This is a genomic window from Nocardia africana NBRC 100379 (assembly GCF_001612635.1).
GTDB lineage: Bacteria > Actinomycetota > Actinomycetes > Mycobacteriales > Mycobacteriaceae > Nocardia > Nocardia africana.
On the sequence record NZ_BDAV01000012.1, the window covers coordinates 137229 to 154063 of the forward strand.

Sequence of the window (16835 nt, forward strand, 5' to 3'; positions counted from 1 at the left end):
CGGCCGCTGCGGGTTCTCCTTCCGTTTTCGCAGGTACACGGCCTCGGCGGGCCATTGTGCGGCACGACCGGGGCCTTGCCGCAAGCCCCCCGCTCCGCTATATATTGAATATGGAAAGAGGTGCGCAGCCTCTTTCACGATCAGTCGGCGGTCAGCCGCGCACCCACCTCACGCACCGCGCCACGCAGTAGGCGCGCGTAATCGTCCACCTCCACGACCTGCGGATCGGCGTGAACGGACAGGGTGACCGTCGTTCCGAGGCCGTGCAGGCCGTGGGTCAGGTGCATCACCGCACCGAGGGCGGGGAAGCCGGCGGTGAAGCGGACCTGGCCGCCGGCGATCGACAGGTCGGCCTCGCCGCGGTGGACGCTGGACAGCACGGTGTGGCCCGATATCCGGTCGGGAACCAGATCCAAGGGATAGCCGGCGATATCGCGACGGAGCACCGGTGCCGGGATCGCGTCGGTGACGCGGTCGCGCGCGGACTGCAGCGGATGGGTGGCGCGGATTCGCCGTTCGGCCAGCGCCGCGGCGATGCGGCGCGCCCGTAGACGCAGGTCGGGTTCCGCGACGCACAGATCGACACCGACGTCGCGATAGTTGTTGTGCGGGGCCGCTTTTCGATCGGTCGTCACGGGCGAAGCCATCGAGACCTGCGCACCCAGCGGGTCGGCGGATTCGCCGCAGGCGGCGAGATATCGACTCATCGCGACGGAGATGGCCGTCAGCGCGACCACCGTGACCGTGAAGCCGGGGATGTGCAGGCTCTCCCCCGCGATCACACGGACGGCCCGACGCGTGGGCGCCGGCGGGTGGTTCAGCCCGGTCGGTGCGAAATCCGGTGCGGCGGAGGGGATCTCACCTGCCTCGGCGAGGCTGTTCAATTCCGAGTCGGCGCGGGCCGCGAGAAGACCCCGCCGGACCGTGCGTGCCATGCCGGGCAGGAACGACAGAAGTGCTATCGCTTCGGCAGCGAGGGCTTCCGCGCCTCGCCCGAGGCCGGGGCGGATCCGCCTGCCGTGGTGCCGAATCACCGCCGGGCCGACGGGGGATCCCGCGTCACCCGAACCACCACTGGAATCACCGTCCCCGCGAGTTGCCGCATCCAGGCCCCGCAACAACTCGCGCGCGATCTGCGCGGCCCGCCGCCCGTCCGCCAGCGCATGCGAAAGTTGCAGCACCACAACGAGTGCCGGTCCCGATCCGCCCGGCGCGCCTCGGATCCCGCGATACAGATGAACGCGCCAGGTGTATCGCTGTGCCGGTACCGATTCCGCCAGAATCTCTCCCAGCGAGGCTTCCACAGTCGTCCACAGCGGCTCCCCGGACGTGTGGACGACGACCTGCGCCTCGTCGAAAGCCGCAGGCTCCCACGCCGGATAGGCGAAACGGTGCTCCCTGATGCGGACACACAACTCCGGGATTTCGGCGCTGCGCGCGATCACCGCCGCCCGCAGCGCCTCGGCGGACCATCCGGTGTCGTCGAAGCAGTAGAGCAGGAAGAGGTCGTTGCAGGCTCGGCGCGACAGCCAGAACCTGGTGGCGTCCTGCGGGGTCAGTAGATCCACCCGCCGACGATATCCACAACAAGGCCCCGAGTCGCTCGACTCGGGGCCCATCACCCGGTCGCCCGCGGTCAGGCGGAACCTAACTTCCCGTCGGTCACACCCGATACGAACGCATCCCACTCCCCGGGTGTGAAAGCCAGAATCGGCCCGCGTCCGCGGTCTTTGGTATCGCGAACCCCGACATTGCCGTCGCGCAGAAATGCGACCTCGACACAGTTTCCGTCGGGACCGCTGTATTTACTCTTGCGCCACACCGCACCGGTCGAATCAACCTTCACCTCAACCTCTCCTTTACCACCGTAGATAACGCGACAATCGTGCTTCCCTCGTCGCCTGCCCCGGAGTTCTCGAGACTCGACGGCTCCACAATGCGCCTGGTCATAGCGCACGAACTGCTCAATGAACGGACTCGTGCACCAGGTCCGCACCGCCGTGGTGCGCCCTCGTGTCGACCCCGGGAGAGCACCCTAGCAGCACCAACAAACGATGTCCCACGTCTTTTCACTTTCAATCACTCGAAATTCTTTCAAGAATTCCCGTTCACTAATAGCGGAGGAATTGCCAAATGACAGGAGAATGATCCGCTAAACAAAACTGGCGCCCGCATTTCGCTCCTTCGTGGCCGCGCTGCGCCCCGGATAAACCGTGCGGTTGCTCGGTATGGATCATGGAGGAGTGGTGGAACGAGATCGCGATGATGCCGGACACGCCCGAAATGCCCGTCCTCGAGACCGGTTCGGGCGACCACTACCGCCGGGTAGCGTCGGCGTCGCCCGCATTCCGGATGATCTCGACCTCCCACCGGACGAAACGCTGGACTATGCCCAGCGCCTCCTGAACGAGGGACTGGCCTTCAACGCACACGAGGTGCTGGAGGCCGCATGGAAGAACGGACCGTTCGCGGAAAGGATGCTGTGGCAGGGTCTGGCGCAGTACGCGGTCGGCATCACCCACATCCAGCGCGGTAATCCGAAGGGTGCTCGCACCCTGCTCGAGCGGGCGATCGGCCGGTTGTCGGCCACGCCGGCGCCGCCGTACGGCATCGATGCGGCCGGGCTCGTCGCCCATGCCGAGGGTCTGCTGGCGGCTCTGGCGGCCGGCCGCGATATTCCGGAGGACGAGCTGTGCCCCCGGCTGCGCGGATGATCCCGCACACCGCCGGGGCCGGCCGCTTCGCCCCCAGCCCCTCCGGGGATCTGCATCTGGGCAATCTCCGCACCGCCCTGCTGGCGTGGTTGTTCGCCCGCAGCACCGCCCGCAATTTCCGGCTGCGGATCGAGGATCTGGACCGGGTGCGGCCGGGCGCGGAGCAGCGCCAGCTCGAGGATCTGGCCGCGATCGGACTGGATTGGGACGGCGAGGTGGTCCGGCAATCGGATCGGACCTCGCGCTACGCGGCGGCGATCGAGCAGCTCGGCGCGGCCGGAATGACCTACGAGTGCTATTGCACGCGAAGAGAGATCCAGAAGGCCGTCTCGGCGCCGCACGGCCCGATGGGCGCCTATCCGGGAACCTGCCGCGACCTGACCGAGGCGCAGCGGGCGGCCAAGCGCACCGAGGGACGCCCGGCCGCCCTGCGTTTGCGTGCGCAGACAACGGAATTCGAGATCACCGACGAGATCCACGGCAGGTATCGAGGGCTGGTCGACGATTTCGTGCTGCGGCGCGGCGACGGGACGGCGGCCTACAACCTCGCGGTCGTGGTGGACGATGCGGCCCAAGGCTTCGACCAGGTCGTTCGCGGGGACGATCTGCTGCCCTCGACACCGCGGCAGGCCTATCTGGCCACCGTCCTCGGACTCGCCGTCCCCGCGTACGCGCACGTCCCGCTGGTGCTCAACACCGACGGTGCGCGACTGGCCAAGCGCGACGGGGCCGTAACCCTGCGCGACAGAACCGCTCTCGGTGAGACGCCGCGTCAGGTATTCGCCATGCTCGCGGCCTCGCTCGGCCTGCGGGGAGAGACACCGCGAGCACTACTCGATCAGTTCACCCCGGCGACGGTGCCGCACGAACCGTGGATTCTGGATCCCGAACATCCGGATCCGCTGCGCCACAGCTGATCCGGTGACTGTGCGCCCGGCGGTCCGGACGCACAGTCGCTTCTACCAGTTCGCCGCCGCGATGTTGACGATCACCCACACGATGGTGAGCACGATGCCGACGGCACCGACCCAGATTCCGCCGAGCGCCATACCGCGGCCCTGACCGCCGCGCTCCTTGATCTGGTTCAGCGCGATCACACCCAGGATGATCCCGACGATCGATCCGATACAGGTGCACAGCCCCAGGATCGACGCGATCAGCGAACCGATCGCCAGGCCGTTGGTGCCCTGCTGCGGCGCCGCGTAGCCGTAGGGCTGATACGGCGTCGCGGCCGGATAGCCGTAGCCGGGCTGGCCGTAGGGCTGCTGCTGCGGATAGCTCGGGTAGGACTGCTGCTGTTGCGGCGGCGGGGTGGGCTGCTGGTAGGGAGACGACTGCTGATGCGGGGCCGAGGAGTATCCCGCCTGCGGATTGGGCGGCGGGGTGGGCTGCTGCGGCGGGGTCGGCGGAACCGACTGATGGCCGCCCGAATCGGACGAGACACCTTCGCCGCCGTACTGTTTCCACCATTCGTCGGAATCGCCGGGATTCGTCATCGGTCCAGCCTATTCCACCGGACCCGGTTGCCGGTATCGTGCACAGGTCGTGAGTGAGACACAAGAAACGACACCGACCGGGGAGTCTGGACGCCCCGCGGTCGAACACGCAGCATTCGCGCAGGCCGCGGGGGGTCCCTTCACGTTGATCGTGACCTTGTTCACGGCGACGCTGATGATTTCCAACATCTGCGCGACCAAGGGCGTGCAGTTCTTCACCGGCCACCAGGTGTCCCTCGGACCCATCGAAATCCTGCCGATCACCACCGACGGAGCGTTCTTCCTGTTTCCGCTCGCCTATGTGATCGGCGATGTGCTCAGCGAGGTATACGGCTTCAAGGCCGCCCGCCGCACCATCTACTACGGCTTCGGCATGCTGATTCTGATGGTGGTCTGCTTCTGGATCGCGATCGGCCTGCCGGCGGCCGAGTTCTACGACAATCAGGACGCCTTCCGCACCGTCGCCGGGACCACGCCGCAACTCGTCGCCGCGGGGCTCGCCGGTTATGTCGTGGGCCAGTTCCTGAACTCGATGACGCTGGTGCTGATCAAGGAGCGCACCAAGGAAAAACATCTGTGGGCGCGGCTGCTGGGCTCGACCGTCGCCGGCGAATTCGGTGACACGCTGGTGTTCTGCTCGATCGCGGCGACCGCCATCGGGATCAACACCTGGGGCGCGTTCATCAACTACGTGATCGTCGGCTTCGTGTGGAAGACGCTGTGCGAGGTGCTGATCATGCCGATCAGCTATCGCTGCATCGCCTACCTGAAGAAGCACGAACCCAGCTACGCACCGCTGGACAAGCCCGCGCTCTACAGCTGACGCGGGCCGGGGGCAGGGCCGTTCCGCTCAGTCGAAGCGGATCCGGCCCTGCCACCGCCCCAGGAACTCCGCCTTGAAGTCGTCGTAGTAACCGCCCTCGATGCTCGCGCGGATATCGTCCACGAGCCGAATCGTGAAGCGCTCGTTGTGAATCGTGCACAGCGTGGCGGCGAGCATCTCCTTCGCCTTGAACAGGTGATGGATATAGGCCCGGGTGTAGTGGGCGCAGGTGTAGCAGTCGCAGGTGTCATCGATCCGGGTGAAATCGCGCCGGAACCGGCTGGTGTTGATGTTGAAACGGCCGGCGGCCACATAGATCGCGGCGTTGCGCGCGACGCGCGACGGATTGACGCAGTCGAAGGTGTCGGCACCGTTCTCGATCGCGACGAAGAAGTCCTCGGGTTCGCTGATGCCCAGCAGATGCCGCGGTTTCTCCGGCGGCAGTTCGTCGCAGCACCAGCCCACGATGGTGCCCAGATTGGCCTTCTCCAACGCCCCGCCGATGCCGTAACCGTCGAAACCCGTTCCGCCACTTCCCCGCATCGCGTCCAGATCGCGACAGGCCTTGCGGCGCAGATCTTCGTACTGTGCGCCCTGAATCACCGCGAACAGCGCCTGATACGGCCGGTGCGCGCGTTCGGCGGTGAGCCGCTCGTGTTCGTCGATGCAGCGCTGCGCCCACTCGTGCGTGCGCCGCAGCGACTTCTCCTGATAACCACGGGTATTGAACAGCGTGGTCAGTTCGTCGAAGGCGAACATGATGTCGGCGCCGAGGCGGTGCTGGATACCCATCGACACCTCGGGAGTGAACCGATGACTCGATCCGTCCAGGTGGGACCGGAAGGTGACGCCGTCGTCGTCGACCACGGCCAGCCGCTCCTTACCCTTCGCGATCACCTCGTCGCTCTGCACGCCGACGGCCTCCATGGCCAGCACCTTCTTGAAGCCGACACCGAGCGACATCACCTGGAATCCGCCGCTGTCGGTGAAGGTGGGGCCCGGCCAGTTCATGAACCGGCTCAGACCGCCCGCCTCGTCCACGATGTCGGATCCCGGCTGCAGATACAGGTGGTAGGCGTTGGCGAGCAGGGCTTGGGCGCCGATCTCGGCCATCGCCTCCGGCAGGACCGCCTTGACCGTGGCCTTGGTGCCGACCGGGATGAACGCCGGAGTGGCGATCTGCCCGTGCGGTGTGCTGATCACCCCCGTGCGGCCGTGCCTGACAGGCGGCCCGCCGCCGTGTGCCCCCGGGAGCGACGTACCGACGGTGAAGGAGAACTGGGCGGGATCGGACACGCCGCTATCCTGCCAGGCCGCTGACCACGGCCCCTACACCACGTCCAGCGTCTCCTCGTCGACGAGATCCTGATCGACCGCCGCACCGGTGAACTGCGCGTTGTAGAGCTTGAAGTAGGCGCCGCGGGCGGCCAGCAGCCGCTCGTGGGTGCCCTGCTCGACGATGTGGCCGCCCTCCATCACCACGATCAGATCGGCATCGCGGATCGTCGAAAGACGATGCGCGATAACGAAACTGGTGCGGTCGCGGCGCAGCGCGGCCATCGCCTGCTGCACCAGCAGTTCGGTGCGGGTGTCGACCGAACTGGTGGCCTCGTCGAGAATCAGGATGGTCGGCTTGGCGAGGAAGGCGCGGGCGATGGTGATCAACTGCTTCTCACCGGCGCTGACTCCGGAGCCCTCCTCGTCGATCACCGTGTCGTAGCCCAGCGGCAGCGAATGGACGAAGCGGTCCACATAGGCGGCGCGCGCGGCCGCGAGGATCTCCTCGTCGCTCGCCTCCGGATTGCCGTAGGCGATGTTCTCCCGGATGGTGCCGCCGAACAACCAGGTGTCCTGCAGCACCATGCCGATCCGTGAGCGCAGCCGGTCGCGGCCGATGCCCGTGATATCGACCCCGTCGATGGTGATCGCGCCGGAATCCAGTTCGTAGAAGCGCTCGAGCAGATTGACCAGCGTCGTCTTACCGGCACCCGTCGGGCCCACGATGGCGACCACATGGCCCGGCTCGGCGACCAGGGAGAGATCGTCGATCACCGGCTTGTCGGGCTCGTAGCGGAACGACACCGCGTCGAATTCGACCCGTCCGCGATCGATCGGACGCGGATCCTCCTCGCGCGGATCCGGAACCTGCTCGTCGGCATCGAGGATCTCGAAGATCCGCTCGGCCGAGGCGACGCCCGACTGCAGCAGGTTGACCATCGAACCGATCTGCGTGAGCGGCTGGCTGAACTGACGCGAGTACTGGATGAAGGCCTGCACCTCACCCAGCGACAGGCTGCCCGAGGCCACGCGCAGACCACCGACCACGGCGATCAGCACATAGTTCAGGTTTCCGATGAACATCATCACCGGCATGATCAGCCCGGAGATGAACTGCGCCTTGAAGCTGGCCTCGTAGAGCTTGTCGTTGCGCTTGTCGAATTCCTCGCCGACCTCACGGATGCGGCCGAAAGCCGTGACCACCTCGTGGCCGGTGAAGGCCTCCTCGACCTGCGCGTTGACCAGGCCGGTGTACTTCCACTGATCGATGAAATGCGGTTTGGACCGCTTCGCGATCTGCGCCGTGACGATCACCGCGGCCGGGACGGTGAGCAGCGCGATCACCGCCAGCAGCGGCGAGATCCAGAACATCATGATCAGAATGCCGATCACCGACAGCACCGACATGACCAGCTGGCTCATGGTCTGCTGCAGGCTCTGCGCCACATTGTCGACATCGTTGGTCACGCGGGAGAGCACATCACCGCGGGCGTTGGTGTCGAAATAGCTCAGCGGCAGGCGGTGGATCTTGTCCTCCACCTCGCTGCGCAGCCGCTGCACCGCGCGGTTGATCACCGTGGCGAGCAGATACGCCTGCAGCCAGTTGAACAGCGCGGCCAGCACGTAGAGCACCAGAACCAGCGTCAGCACCCGGCCCACCGCGCCGAAGTCGACGCCGTGACCGGGGTTGATGTTCATCGAGGACATCATGTCCGCGAGCCGGTCTTGCCCCTGCGCACGCAGGGACGCCACCGCCTGATCCTTGGTCAGCCCCGCCGGCAACTGCTTGCTGACGACGCCGTCGAAGATGAGGTTGGTCGCCTTACCGAGGATCTGCGGCCCCAGGGTGTTCATGACGACCGAGGCGACGGCCAGCACCAGGATCGCGACGACTGCCGTCCGGTCCGGAGCCAGCCGGCGCAACAACCGCTTCAGCGTCGGCCCGAACGATTTCGCCTTCTGCCCGGGCGCACCCGGAATCGGCCCGCCGGGCCTCATCGTGCCGCCTCCTGTGTTCTGCGGGACACCCGCACCCGGACGGCCCGATCAGCGGCTGCGCCAGGGTAGCTCATCGTGCCGCCTCCTGTGTTCTGCGGGACACCCGCACCCGGACGGCCCGATCAGCGGCTGCGCCAGGGTAGCTCATCGTGCCGCCTCTTCCGGACTGAACTGCGATTCCACGATCTCCCGGTACTCCTCGCATTCGCGCAACAGCTGTTCGTGGGTGCCGAGGCCGACCATGGCACCGTCCTCGAGGACGACGATCTGGTCGGCGTCGCGGATCGTCGACACGCGCTGGGCCACCGTGATCACCGCGGATTCGCGCGTCTCCGGCCGGAGCGCGTCGCGCACCCGGGCGTCGGTGGCGACGTCGAGGGCGGAGAAGCAGTCGTCGAACAGATAGATCTTGGGCTTCTTCACCAGGGCGCGCGCGATGGCGAGCCGCTGCCGCTGGCCGCCCGAGACGGTGGTGCCGCCCTGGGCGACCGGGGTCTGCAATCCTTCGGGCATGGCCCGCACGAAATCGGCGGCCTGCGCGATTTCCAGTGCGTGCCACAGCTGTTCGTCGGTGGCCTCGGGGTCGCCGTAGCGCAGATTCTCCGCGATGGTCCCGGAGAACAGGTAGGCCTTCTGCGGCACCAGCCCGATCTGCGAGCGCAGCAGATCCATATCCACCTGCCGCACATCGGTGCCGCCGACGCGCACCACGCCGGAGGTGACGTCGATCAGCCGGGGAATCAGATTGACCAGCGTGGTCTTACCGGACCCCGTGGACCCCACGATCGCGGTCGTCTGCCCGGGCGAGACCCGGAAGCTGATATCGCGCAGCACCGGTTCCGCGGCGCCCGGAAACGCGAATTCGGCACCGGCCAGTTCGACCGTTCCCGGATCGGCGACGAAGGTCTGCGGCTGCGCCGGCGGCAGCACCGAGGAGTCGGTTTCCAGGACCTCGGCGATGCGTTCGGCCGAGACCGCCGCGCGCGGGGCGATCATCGCCAGGAAGGAGGCCATCATGACCGCCATCAGGATCTGCATGATGTAGGACAGCAGCGCGGTCAGCGAACCGATCTGCATACTGCCGGAGTCGATGGCATGCCCGCCGAACCAGATCACCGCGACCGTGGTCACGTTGCTGATCAGCATCACGGCCGGGAACATCAGCGCGGCCAACCGGCCGACGAACAGCGAGGCCGAGGTCAGCTCGTCGTTGGCCACGCCGAAGCGCTGCGTTTCGTGGCGTTCGCGCACGAAGGCCCGCACCACGCGGATACCGGTGATCTGCTCGCGCAGCACTCGGTTCACCGCGTCGATGCGCTCCTGCACGCGCCGGAAGCCGGGCACCATCCGGGAGATGATCAATGCCATGGTCAGGCCGAGCACCGGCACCGCGACCAGCAGGATCCACGAGAGTCCGAGGTCCTGGCGCAGCGCCATCACGATGCCGCCGATGCACATGATCGGCGCCATCACCAGGATGGTCACGCTCATCACGACCAGCAGCTGCACCTGCTGTACATCGTTGGTGTTGCGGGTGATCAGTGACGGCGCACCGAAGATGCCGACCTCACGGGCGGAGAAGGTGCCCACCCGGTGCAGCAGCGCCGCGCGCATTTCCCGCCCCGCACCCATCGCGGCCTGTGCGCCCAGATAGACCGAACTCGCCGACGCGACGATCTGCACGCCCGACACCAGCAGCATCCACAGACCGGTGGTCCAGATATAGCCGATATCGCCCTTGGTGACGCCGTTGTCGATGATGTCGGCGTTCAGGCTGGGCAGGTAGAGCATCGCGATGACGGAGATGAGCTGCAACACAACAACCCCCACCAACTGGGTGCGGTAGGGGGCGAGAAAGGCGCGCAGCAACCTGATCAACATGATGGGTGCAGGCTACCGTCATTCCGGAGCGGTGTCGGCAAGATTTTTCGCTCGGCGAAAGCCGGCCCCCGCACCGGCGAAACCGGCTCGACCGGCACAGTCACCACCTCCCGGCCTAGGCGTCGACGCCGGGCGGGACGGGCGCGGGCCGCCGCGTCCAGGCCCCGGGATCGGACACCAGATCCGCGACGAAATCCGGCAGCTCGTCGGTGGCGATATCCGCGATCGAGACCTGTTCCAGCACCGCGCGGATATTGACCCGCAGCGCGATCCACACCCGCTGCAGCGGTTCGGCCACCCCCGAATACGCCACGTCCTCGGGGCGCCGGCCGCGCACCGAGGCGAGCGGCCCCTCGACGGCGCGGATCACGTCGGCGATGCTGATCTCACCGGCCGCACGGGCCAGCCGGTATCCGCCGTCGGGGCCACGCCGGCTGATCAGCAGGTCGGCCCGGCGCAGTTGCGCCGCAATGGATTCCAGGATTTTCGGCGAAATGTCCTGCGCCGTGGCGATCGTCTCCGCCTTCACCGAATTCGGTTGTGCGCGAGCGATTTCCAAGAGAATGCGGACCGCGTAGTCGATCCTTGCCGAGATGTGCACTAGCGCTGCCCACCCGGCCCGTTCAGCACACCGAGGGCGGCCTCGATCAGGACCCGCTCGATCACCTCGTCGCCGGCGTCGGGGACGAGTTCTTTCGACCACAGCGCCGTGCCCAGCACCTCCAGGGCGGCACTGGCGCGCAATTGCGCCTCGTGCGAGGAGTCGGGCCCGGCCAGCCAGACGCACAGACGCCGGTGCATATCGAACATGTCGGGTTGCCGATCTCCGATCGCGTTGAGGATGGCCACGGTGTCGCGCACACACATCGCGCCCGCGGTCCGGTGCCGTAACAGGGTCCGGAGCTGGCGGTTCAGCACCTCGCGGGCACCCTCCGGACTGTGCGGCACACCGTCGAGTTCGTCGACCACCCGCTTCATGTCGTCGAAGATCGGTTCGATGATCGCGATCAGCAGATCGAGCTTCGACGCGTAGTGATAGTAGAGCGACGCCTTTGTGATTCCCACCGCATCCGCGACCTCGCGCAGGCTCGTCTGCTCGAATCCCTTGTTCGAAAAAAGCCGGATCGCCGCCTCACGAATCGCGTCCTTGGTGCTCTGACCTGCGACAACGGATCCTGAGGTAGTTCGGGCGCCCATGCGATGATCCTCTCATCAACCTATCGAAGCGGAGGGCGCGCCCCGAAAATAGAGGTTGTTCCTCCGCTTAGCGATTGGGTAGTCTACCTACCGCACGGTAGGCAGAAAGCGTCGATGGAGGCGGATCGCAGTGCGGCGTCCGCAGTAGTGCTGTCTACGGGGCCTGAACTCAGCACCGCAAATCAGCTATCGCTAGGAGATACCGCGTGTCCGTGTACCTCTATCGGTGGGGGAAGTTCGCCTTCCGCCGAAAATGGATCGTGCTACCGGTCTGGTTGCTGATCTTCGTCATCGTGGGCGCCGTCGGCGTCGGGCTGAAGAAGCAGAGCCAGGACGACTTCAACATGCCCAATCTGCCCTCGCAGAAGGCCACCGACATCCTGGACCGGGAATTCCCGGGTCAATCGGCCGCCTTCAAATTCGATGCGGTGACCGGCACCTACGTGGTGGCAGCCACACACGGCAAACTCACCGATCCGGAGAACCACCAGGCGCTGACCGCGCTGGTCCAGAAGATCAACGACCTCGGCATCGTCGACAAGTCCAAGATCAAGCAGGACCCGCAGCATCCCGGCGTGCTCGTCGATCCGGTCAGCGCGACGGCGGCGATCGGCTGCACCTCCGGTGATCGCAACGACCCGAACTTCGTCGCGAAATGCGGTCTGGCGCCGCTGAACGTGCTCGGCAAGAACAACAACGCCGACACCGTCGCCTACTTCAGCGTGCCGTTCCAGATCAAGTCGTTCTCCGACATCACCAAGGCCGATCGGGACCAGGCCTACCACGTCGCCGACGAGGCGCGCGCGGCCGGACTCGACGTCGAGATCAGCGGCACCATCGCCACCGAGCAGGCGCCGCCGGGCGGACAGTCGGAAATGATCGGCTACGCCGTGGCCTTCATCGTGATGATGATCGCCTTCGGCGCGCTGATCGCGGCGTTCGTGCCGATTCTGACCGGCATCGTGGGCGTCGGCATGGCGTCCTCGCTGATCATGGCCGGCACCTCGATCGCGAACATCCCGAACTTCACCACCGTGCTGGCGGCGATGATCGGTATCGCGCTCTCGATCGACTACGCGCTGTTCATCGTCTCGCGCTACAAACACGAACTGGCCGTGCAGGATTCGCCGGAGGAGGCCGCGGGTGTCGCCATCGGCACCGCCGGCTCGGCGGTCGTGTTCGCCGGTATGACGGTGATCATCGCGCTGTGCGGGCTGAGCATCGTCGGCGTCAGCTTCCTGACCTGGATGGGTCTGGGTGGCGCCCTGGCCGCGCTGTTCGCGATCCTGGTCGCGCTGACCCTGTTGCCCGCGATGATGGGAGCCTTCGGCCGCTTCCTGTTCAAACCGAAACTGCCGCTGGTGGCCCGCGCCGACACCGAGGACGACAACGTCGTCACCAACGGCAAGCGTTTCGCGCGGCTGATCGCCAAGGCGCCGTGGGTAACTCTCGGCGCCAGCGTGATCGTGCTCGGCCTGCTCGCCGCACCCGCGGTGAATTTGAGCCTCGGACTGCCCGGTGAGGACAGCCAGCCCAAGACCACCACGGTTCGCAAGGCCTACGACCTGCGCACCGAAGGTTTCGGCGAGGGCAGCAATGGCACCCTGCTGGTCGTCGCGGATCTGACCAAGGTGCGGCCGGAGCAGCGTCAGGAAGCCGTCATGGCTCTGCACGACAAACTGGCCGCCTACCCGGGCATGGACTTCGTGACCATGCCGTCGACGAACAAGCTCACCGCGGACAAGACCGCGGACTATGTGAACAGCACCGGTGCCCAGCTGACCGCGGTGCCCGATCACGGCCCGAACAACTCCGAGACCCAGGACCTGGTGAAACACGCCCGGGACGCGGAGTCGGACCTGCAGGCGAAATACGGTATGGAGTACGGCATCACCGGCTCGACCGCGATCTACGCCGACGTGTCCAACGCCCTGCTCGGCAAGATCGTGCCGTATATGACGATCGTGGCGATCGCGGCGTTCATCCTGCTGGTGCTCGTGTTCCGTTCGGTGTTGGTGCCGCTGACCGCCGCGCTCGGCTTCCTGTTGTCGATGGCGGCCACCTTCGGCGCCACCGTGCTGATCTTCCAGCAGGACAAGCTCGGCCTGATCGGCGACCAGCATCCGATCGTGAGCTTCCTGCCGATCATGTTGATCGGCTTGGTATTCGGCCTCGCGATGGACTACCAGGTGTTCCTGGTGACCCGGATGCGCGAGGAATACGTGCACGGCAAGTCCCCGAAGGACGCGATGGTGTCCGGTTACCACCACGGCGCCCGCGTGGTCACCTCCGCGGCCGTCATCATGATCTCCGTCTTCGGCGGATTCATGATGGAGCCCGACGTGACCGCGAAGTCCATGGGCTTCGCCCTGGCGGCGGGCGTGCTGTTCGACGCCTTCCTGGTGCGGATGGTGCTGATCCCGTCGCTGCTGGTGCTGCTGGGCAAGTGGGCCTGGTGGATGCCGAAGTGGCTGGATCGGATCCTGCCCGATATCGACGTCGAGGGCACCAAACTGCGCGAGCTGCAGCAGCGGGACCGCGACACCGCGGTGGAGAAGGAGCCGATCCCGGTCGGCTGATCCGCGAACCACGGCACGGGCCCCCATCCGAACTTCGGATGGGGGCCCGTGCCGTATCCGGTCCGGCAGATCCCGGACCGCGAAGATCTTGATCTTGCAGCAACGAGACAGCAATCGGCATGGCCGTGGCACTGGTGGTGATGGTGGTGATGGTGGTGGCCTTCGGCGCGATCGTGGCCGCCTTCGTGCCGATCATCACCGCGATCGTCGGACTCGGATCGGCGACCTCGGTGATCTTCCTCGGCACGTCGTTCATGTCGGTACCGAGTTTCACGATCTCGGTCTTCGGTTCGTTCCTGCTGGAATCGGATGCGACGGCCGAGTCGATGGGTTTCGCGCTCGCCGCTGCTGGTGCTGATGGGCAGGGCGGCGTGGTGGATTCCGGGGTGGCTCAGCCGGTGAAGGTCGGCTGAGCCGGCACTGCCACCTCGTACCGGGTCGCTCAGCCCAGCTGGGCGGCGACCTCGCCGGCGACCAATTCCAGGTGGTCGAGGTCGGACAGGTCCAGGACCTGGAGGTACAGCCGGGTGATGCCGGTGGTCTCGCGGTAACGGCCGATCTTGTCGACCACCTCCGCCGGGGTGCCGGCCAGGCCGTTGGTGCGCAGTTCGTCCACCTCGCGGCCGATCGCCTCGGCGCGGCGGGCGATCTCGGCCTCGTCGCGGCCCACGCACAGCACCTGGGCGGCCGAGCGGACGATCTCACCCGGGTCGCGGCCGATGTCGCGGGCCGCCGCGTCGACCCGATCGAATTGCGCCGCAGCCGTTTCCGCATCCGTGAACGGCAGATTGAACTCGTGGGCGTACCGTGCGGCCAGGGCCGGTGTGCGCTTCTTGCCCGCCCCGCCGATGATCACCGGCGGGCCGGGCTGCTGCACCGGCTTGGGCAGGGCCGGACTGCCTTGCAGCACATAGTGTTTGCCCGTGAAATCGAAGGTCTCCCCCACGGGGGTCTCCCACAGGCCGGTGATGACGGCCAGTTGCTCGGCGTAGCGGTCGAAGCGCTCGCCGAGCTCCGGCAGGTCGATGCCGTAGGCGCGATGTTCGTCGGCGAACCACCCCGAGCCGAGGCCGAGCTCGACCCGGCCGCCGGACATCTGATCGACCTGGGCGACCGAGATCGCCAGCACCGACGGATGCCGGAACGTCGCGGCGGTGACCAGTGTGCCCAGCCGGATCCGGGAGGTCTCGCGCGCGAGCCCGGCCAGCGTGATCCACGCGTCGGTGGGGCCCGGCAGGCCGGAGACCCCGCCCATCTTCAGATAGTGATCCGACCGGAAGAATGCGTCGAACCCCGCCTCCTCGGTCACCTTCGCAACCCGGAGCAGATCGTCGTAGGTAGCCCCTTGCTGGGGCTCGGTGAAGATTCGTAGTTCCACGAGCACCAACGTACCGGTCCGCCGCGGACCGGTACGCCGGCGCCGTTTTCAGCCGGTCACGCTCAGGTCGGGCAGTTGCGCGGCGCCGGTGACGGCCTCCCGCAGCAGGTCGGCGGCGGCCTCCAGCTGGGCGGGTTCGTGTTCGGAGGTCAGGAAGAAGCGCAGGCGTTCCTGACCTGCCGGGACCGCCGGAGAGGAGATCGCGCCCGCGTAGACGCCGTTCTGCAGCAGTGTGGTGGCGACGTAGCCGGCGCGCAGTTCGCCGGGGACGATGACCGGGCAGATCGGGGTGCCTTCGGAGATGCCGAGATCGATGCCGCGCTCCCCGAGCAGGGTGCGGAAGTGCTCGGCGTTGGCCCACAGCCGGCGCAGTCGCTGCGGTTCCGCCTCCAGGACGTCGAGTGCGGCCAGCGCGGCGCCGATGGTCGAGGGTGCGGGCCCGCCGGTCAGCATGGCCACACCGGGAGCGGCGGCCTTCATCGCGGCGATCAGATCCGCGTCGGCGGCGATGAAACCGCCGCAGCTGCCCAACGCCTTCGACAGGGTGCCCATCCAGATGTCGACCGCGTCTCCGGGCATCCCGTAATGCTCGCGGATGCCGTGGCCACGCTCCCCGAAAACACCGAGGGAATGCGCCTCGTCGACCATCACGGCGCAGTCGAATTCCCGTGCGATGGCGGCCAATTCGCTCACCCGGCCGACGGTGCCGTCCATGCTGTAATGGCCTTCGACCACGACCAGCGCCCGATCGAAGTTCCCGCGCGACATACGCAACACCGAACGCAGCGACTCCGGATCGTTGTGGCGGAAGTTGAGCCGCCGCGCTCCCGACCACTGCACGCCGGAGATCACGCTGCCGTGAATGAGCGAATCGCAGATCGCGACGTCATCGGCGCCCAGCAGGAAGCCGATCACCCCGGCATTGGTGAGATAACCGCTGGTCGTGACCATCGCGTCGCCGACGTCGTACATCGCGGCCAGGCGCTGTTCGAGTTCGGCGTAGATCGGGATCTCCCCGGCGACGATGCGGCTGGCCGATGCGGAGGCGCCGTAGGTGTCCAGCGCGTCCTTGGCGGCCTGCACCACCTTCGGATGATTGCCCAGGCCGAGATAGTTGTAGGCGCTGAAATTCACCAGATCCCGGCCCTGCCACCGGATCACGGTGTCGTTCGGGCTCTCCCGCACGAGGAACATCGGATTCGGCGTGCCGCTGTGCTCGTGCACCGCCGCGATCGCCGCCCGCTTCTGCACCATCGCCGCGACCTCGGGGTGGTCGGCGAATTGGCGTCCGGGGCCCCGGCGCGGGCGGGCGGGTTTGCCGTTGCCGGCCGCGAACGTACCGCGCGAGCCACCGGACGTCGCGGCGGCGGCTACGGGCGCCGGCGTACCGGTCCCGCCGGACGCCGTGCCGGACAACAACTTCCGCGCCAGATCCCGCGCCGATTCACTCATCCCGCATCCTTTTCCGGCGCAGCAGGCGGCTGCGGCCTT

General features: G+C 66.9%; 15 protein-coding genes. 5 read left to right on the top strand and 10 right to left on the bottom strand.

Annotation, left to right across the window (positions count from 1 at the left end; translation table 11 throughout):
- Positions 1-140 precede the first annotated feature (140 nt).
- Both NA3_RS21930 and NA3_RS21935 read right to left on the bottom strand, forming a co-directional pair.
- Positions 141-1568, bottom strand: a complete 1428-nt coding sequence (locus NA3_RS21930) for a WS/DGAT/MGAT family O-acyltransferase (protein ID WP_062965514.1) — start codon at positions 1566-1568, stop codon at positions 141-143.
- Positions 1569-1636: 68 nt separating this feature from the next.
- The gene (locus NA3_RS21935; protein WP_062965515.1) at positions 1637-1846 is read right to left on the bottom strand and encodes a DUF397 domain-containing protein; all 210 of its coding nucleotides are present in this window, start codon (positions 1844-1846) and stop codon (positions 1637-1639) included.
- A 397-nt stretch (positions 1847-2243) separates the two neighbouring features.
- Between NA3_RS21935 and NA3_RS21940 the strand changes: the two genes are divergently transcribed.
- Together NA3_RS21940 and gluQRS are read left to right on the top strand one after the other, a co-directional pair.
- On the top strand, positions 2244-2714 hold the full coding sequence (locus tag NA3_RS21940) for a DUF309 domain-containing protein (RefSeq protein WP_128145037.1): 471 nt from the start codon (positions 2244-2246) through the stop codon (positions 2712-2714).
- Positions 2711-3631: a tRNA glutamyl-Q(34) synthetase GluQRS gene (gene gluQRS / locus NA3_RS21945; RefSeq protein WP_062965517.1), complete on the top strand. Its 921-nt coding sequence runs from the start codon at positions 2711-2713 to the stop codon at positions 3629-3631. Before NA3_RS21940 ends, gluQRS begins: the two co-directional genes overlap by 4 nt.
- Before the next feature lie 42 nt (positions 3632-3673).
- Here the strand turns inward: gluQRS and NA3_RS21950 are convergent, their stop codons facing one another.
- The gene (locus NA3_RS21950; RefSeq protein WP_036497165.1) at positions 3674-4210 is read right to left on the bottom strand and encodes a DUF4190 domain-containing protein; all 537 of its coding nucleotides are present in this window, start codon (positions 4208-4210) and stop codon (positions 3674-3676) included.
- A gap of 49 nt (positions 4211-4259) precedes the next feature.
- Here NA3_RS21950 and NA3_RS21955 point away from each other — a divergent pair, with 49 nt between their 5' ends.
- Positions 4260-5033, top strand: coding sequence for a queuosine precursor transporter (locus NA3_RS21955; RefSeq protein ID WP_062965518.1), 774 nt, complete (start codon positions 4260-4262; stop codon positions 5031-5033).
- Between the two features lie 27 nt (positions 5034-5060).
- On the opposite strand, the gene tgt is transcribed toward NA3_RS21955, so the two are convergent.
- From tgt to NA3_RS21980, 5 genes are all read right to left on the bottom strand, one after another.
- Positions 5061-6329, bottom strand: a complete 1269-nt coding sequence (gene tgt, locus NA3_RS21960; RefSeq protein WP_062965519.1) for a tRNA guanosine(34) transglycosylase Tgt — start codon at positions 6327-6329, stop codon at positions 5061-5063.
- A gap of 33 nt (positions 6330-6362) precedes the next feature.
- The gene (locus NA3_RS21965; RefSeq protein WP_062965520.1) at positions 6363-8309 is read right to left on the bottom strand and encodes an ABC transporter ATP-binding protein; all 1947 of its coding nucleotides are present in this window, start codon (positions 8307-8309) and stop codon (positions 6363-6365) included.
- 144 nt (positions 8310-8453) lie between these two features.
- On the bottom strand, positions 8454-10190 hold the full coding sequence (locus NA3_RS21970) for an ABC transporter ATP-binding protein (protein ID WP_062965521.1): 1737 nt from the start codon (positions 10188-10190) through the stop codon (positions 8454-8456).
- A 115-nt stretch (positions 10191-10305) separates the two neighbouring features.
- The gene (locus tag NA3_RS21975) at positions 10306-10791 is read right to left on the bottom strand and encodes an RrF2 family transcriptional regulator (protein ID WP_062965522.1); all 486 of its coding nucleotides are present in this window, start codon (positions 10789-10791) and stop codon (positions 10306-10308) included.
- On the bottom strand, positions 10791-11387 hold the full coding sequence (locus tag NA3_RS21980) for a TetR/AcrR family transcriptional regulator (RefSeq protein WP_062965523.1): 597 nt from the start codon (positions 11385-11387) through the stop codon (positions 10791-10793). The genes NA3_RS21975 and NA3_RS21980 overlap by 1 nt, the downstream gene beginning before the upstream one ends.
- A gap of 206 nt (positions 11388-11593) precedes the next feature.
- Between NA3_RS21980 and NA3_RS21985 the strand changes: the two genes are divergently transcribed.
- On the top strand, positions 11594-13966 hold the full coding sequence (locus NA3_RS21985) for an MMPL family transporter (protein ID WP_062965524.1): 2373 nt from the start codon (positions 11594-11596) through the stop codon (positions 13964-13966).
- Between the two features lie 119 nt (positions 13967-14085).
- Positions 14086-14379, top strand: a complete 294-nt coding sequence (locus NA3_RS21990; RefSeq protein ID WP_062965525.1) for a hypothetical protein — start codon at positions 14086-14088, stop codon at positions 14377-14379.
- 29 nt (positions 14380-14408) lie between these two features.
- On the opposite strand, the gene NA3_RS21995 is transcribed toward NA3_RS21990, so the two are convergent.
- A complete protein-coding gene (locus NA3_RS21995; RefSeq protein ID WP_062965715.1) occupies positions 14409-15344 on the bottom strand; it encodes an LLM class F420-dependent oxidoreductase in 936 nt (311 codons plus the stop codon).
- Between the two features lie 48 nt (positions 15345-15392).
- Entirely contained in the window at positions 15393-16796 is a 1404-nt protein-coding gene (locus tag NA3_RS22000) for an aminotransferase class I/II-fold pyridoxal phosphate-dependent enzyme (protein ID WP_062965526.1), read from the bottom strand.
- Between the last annotated feature and the right edge of the window lie 39 nt (positions 16797-16835).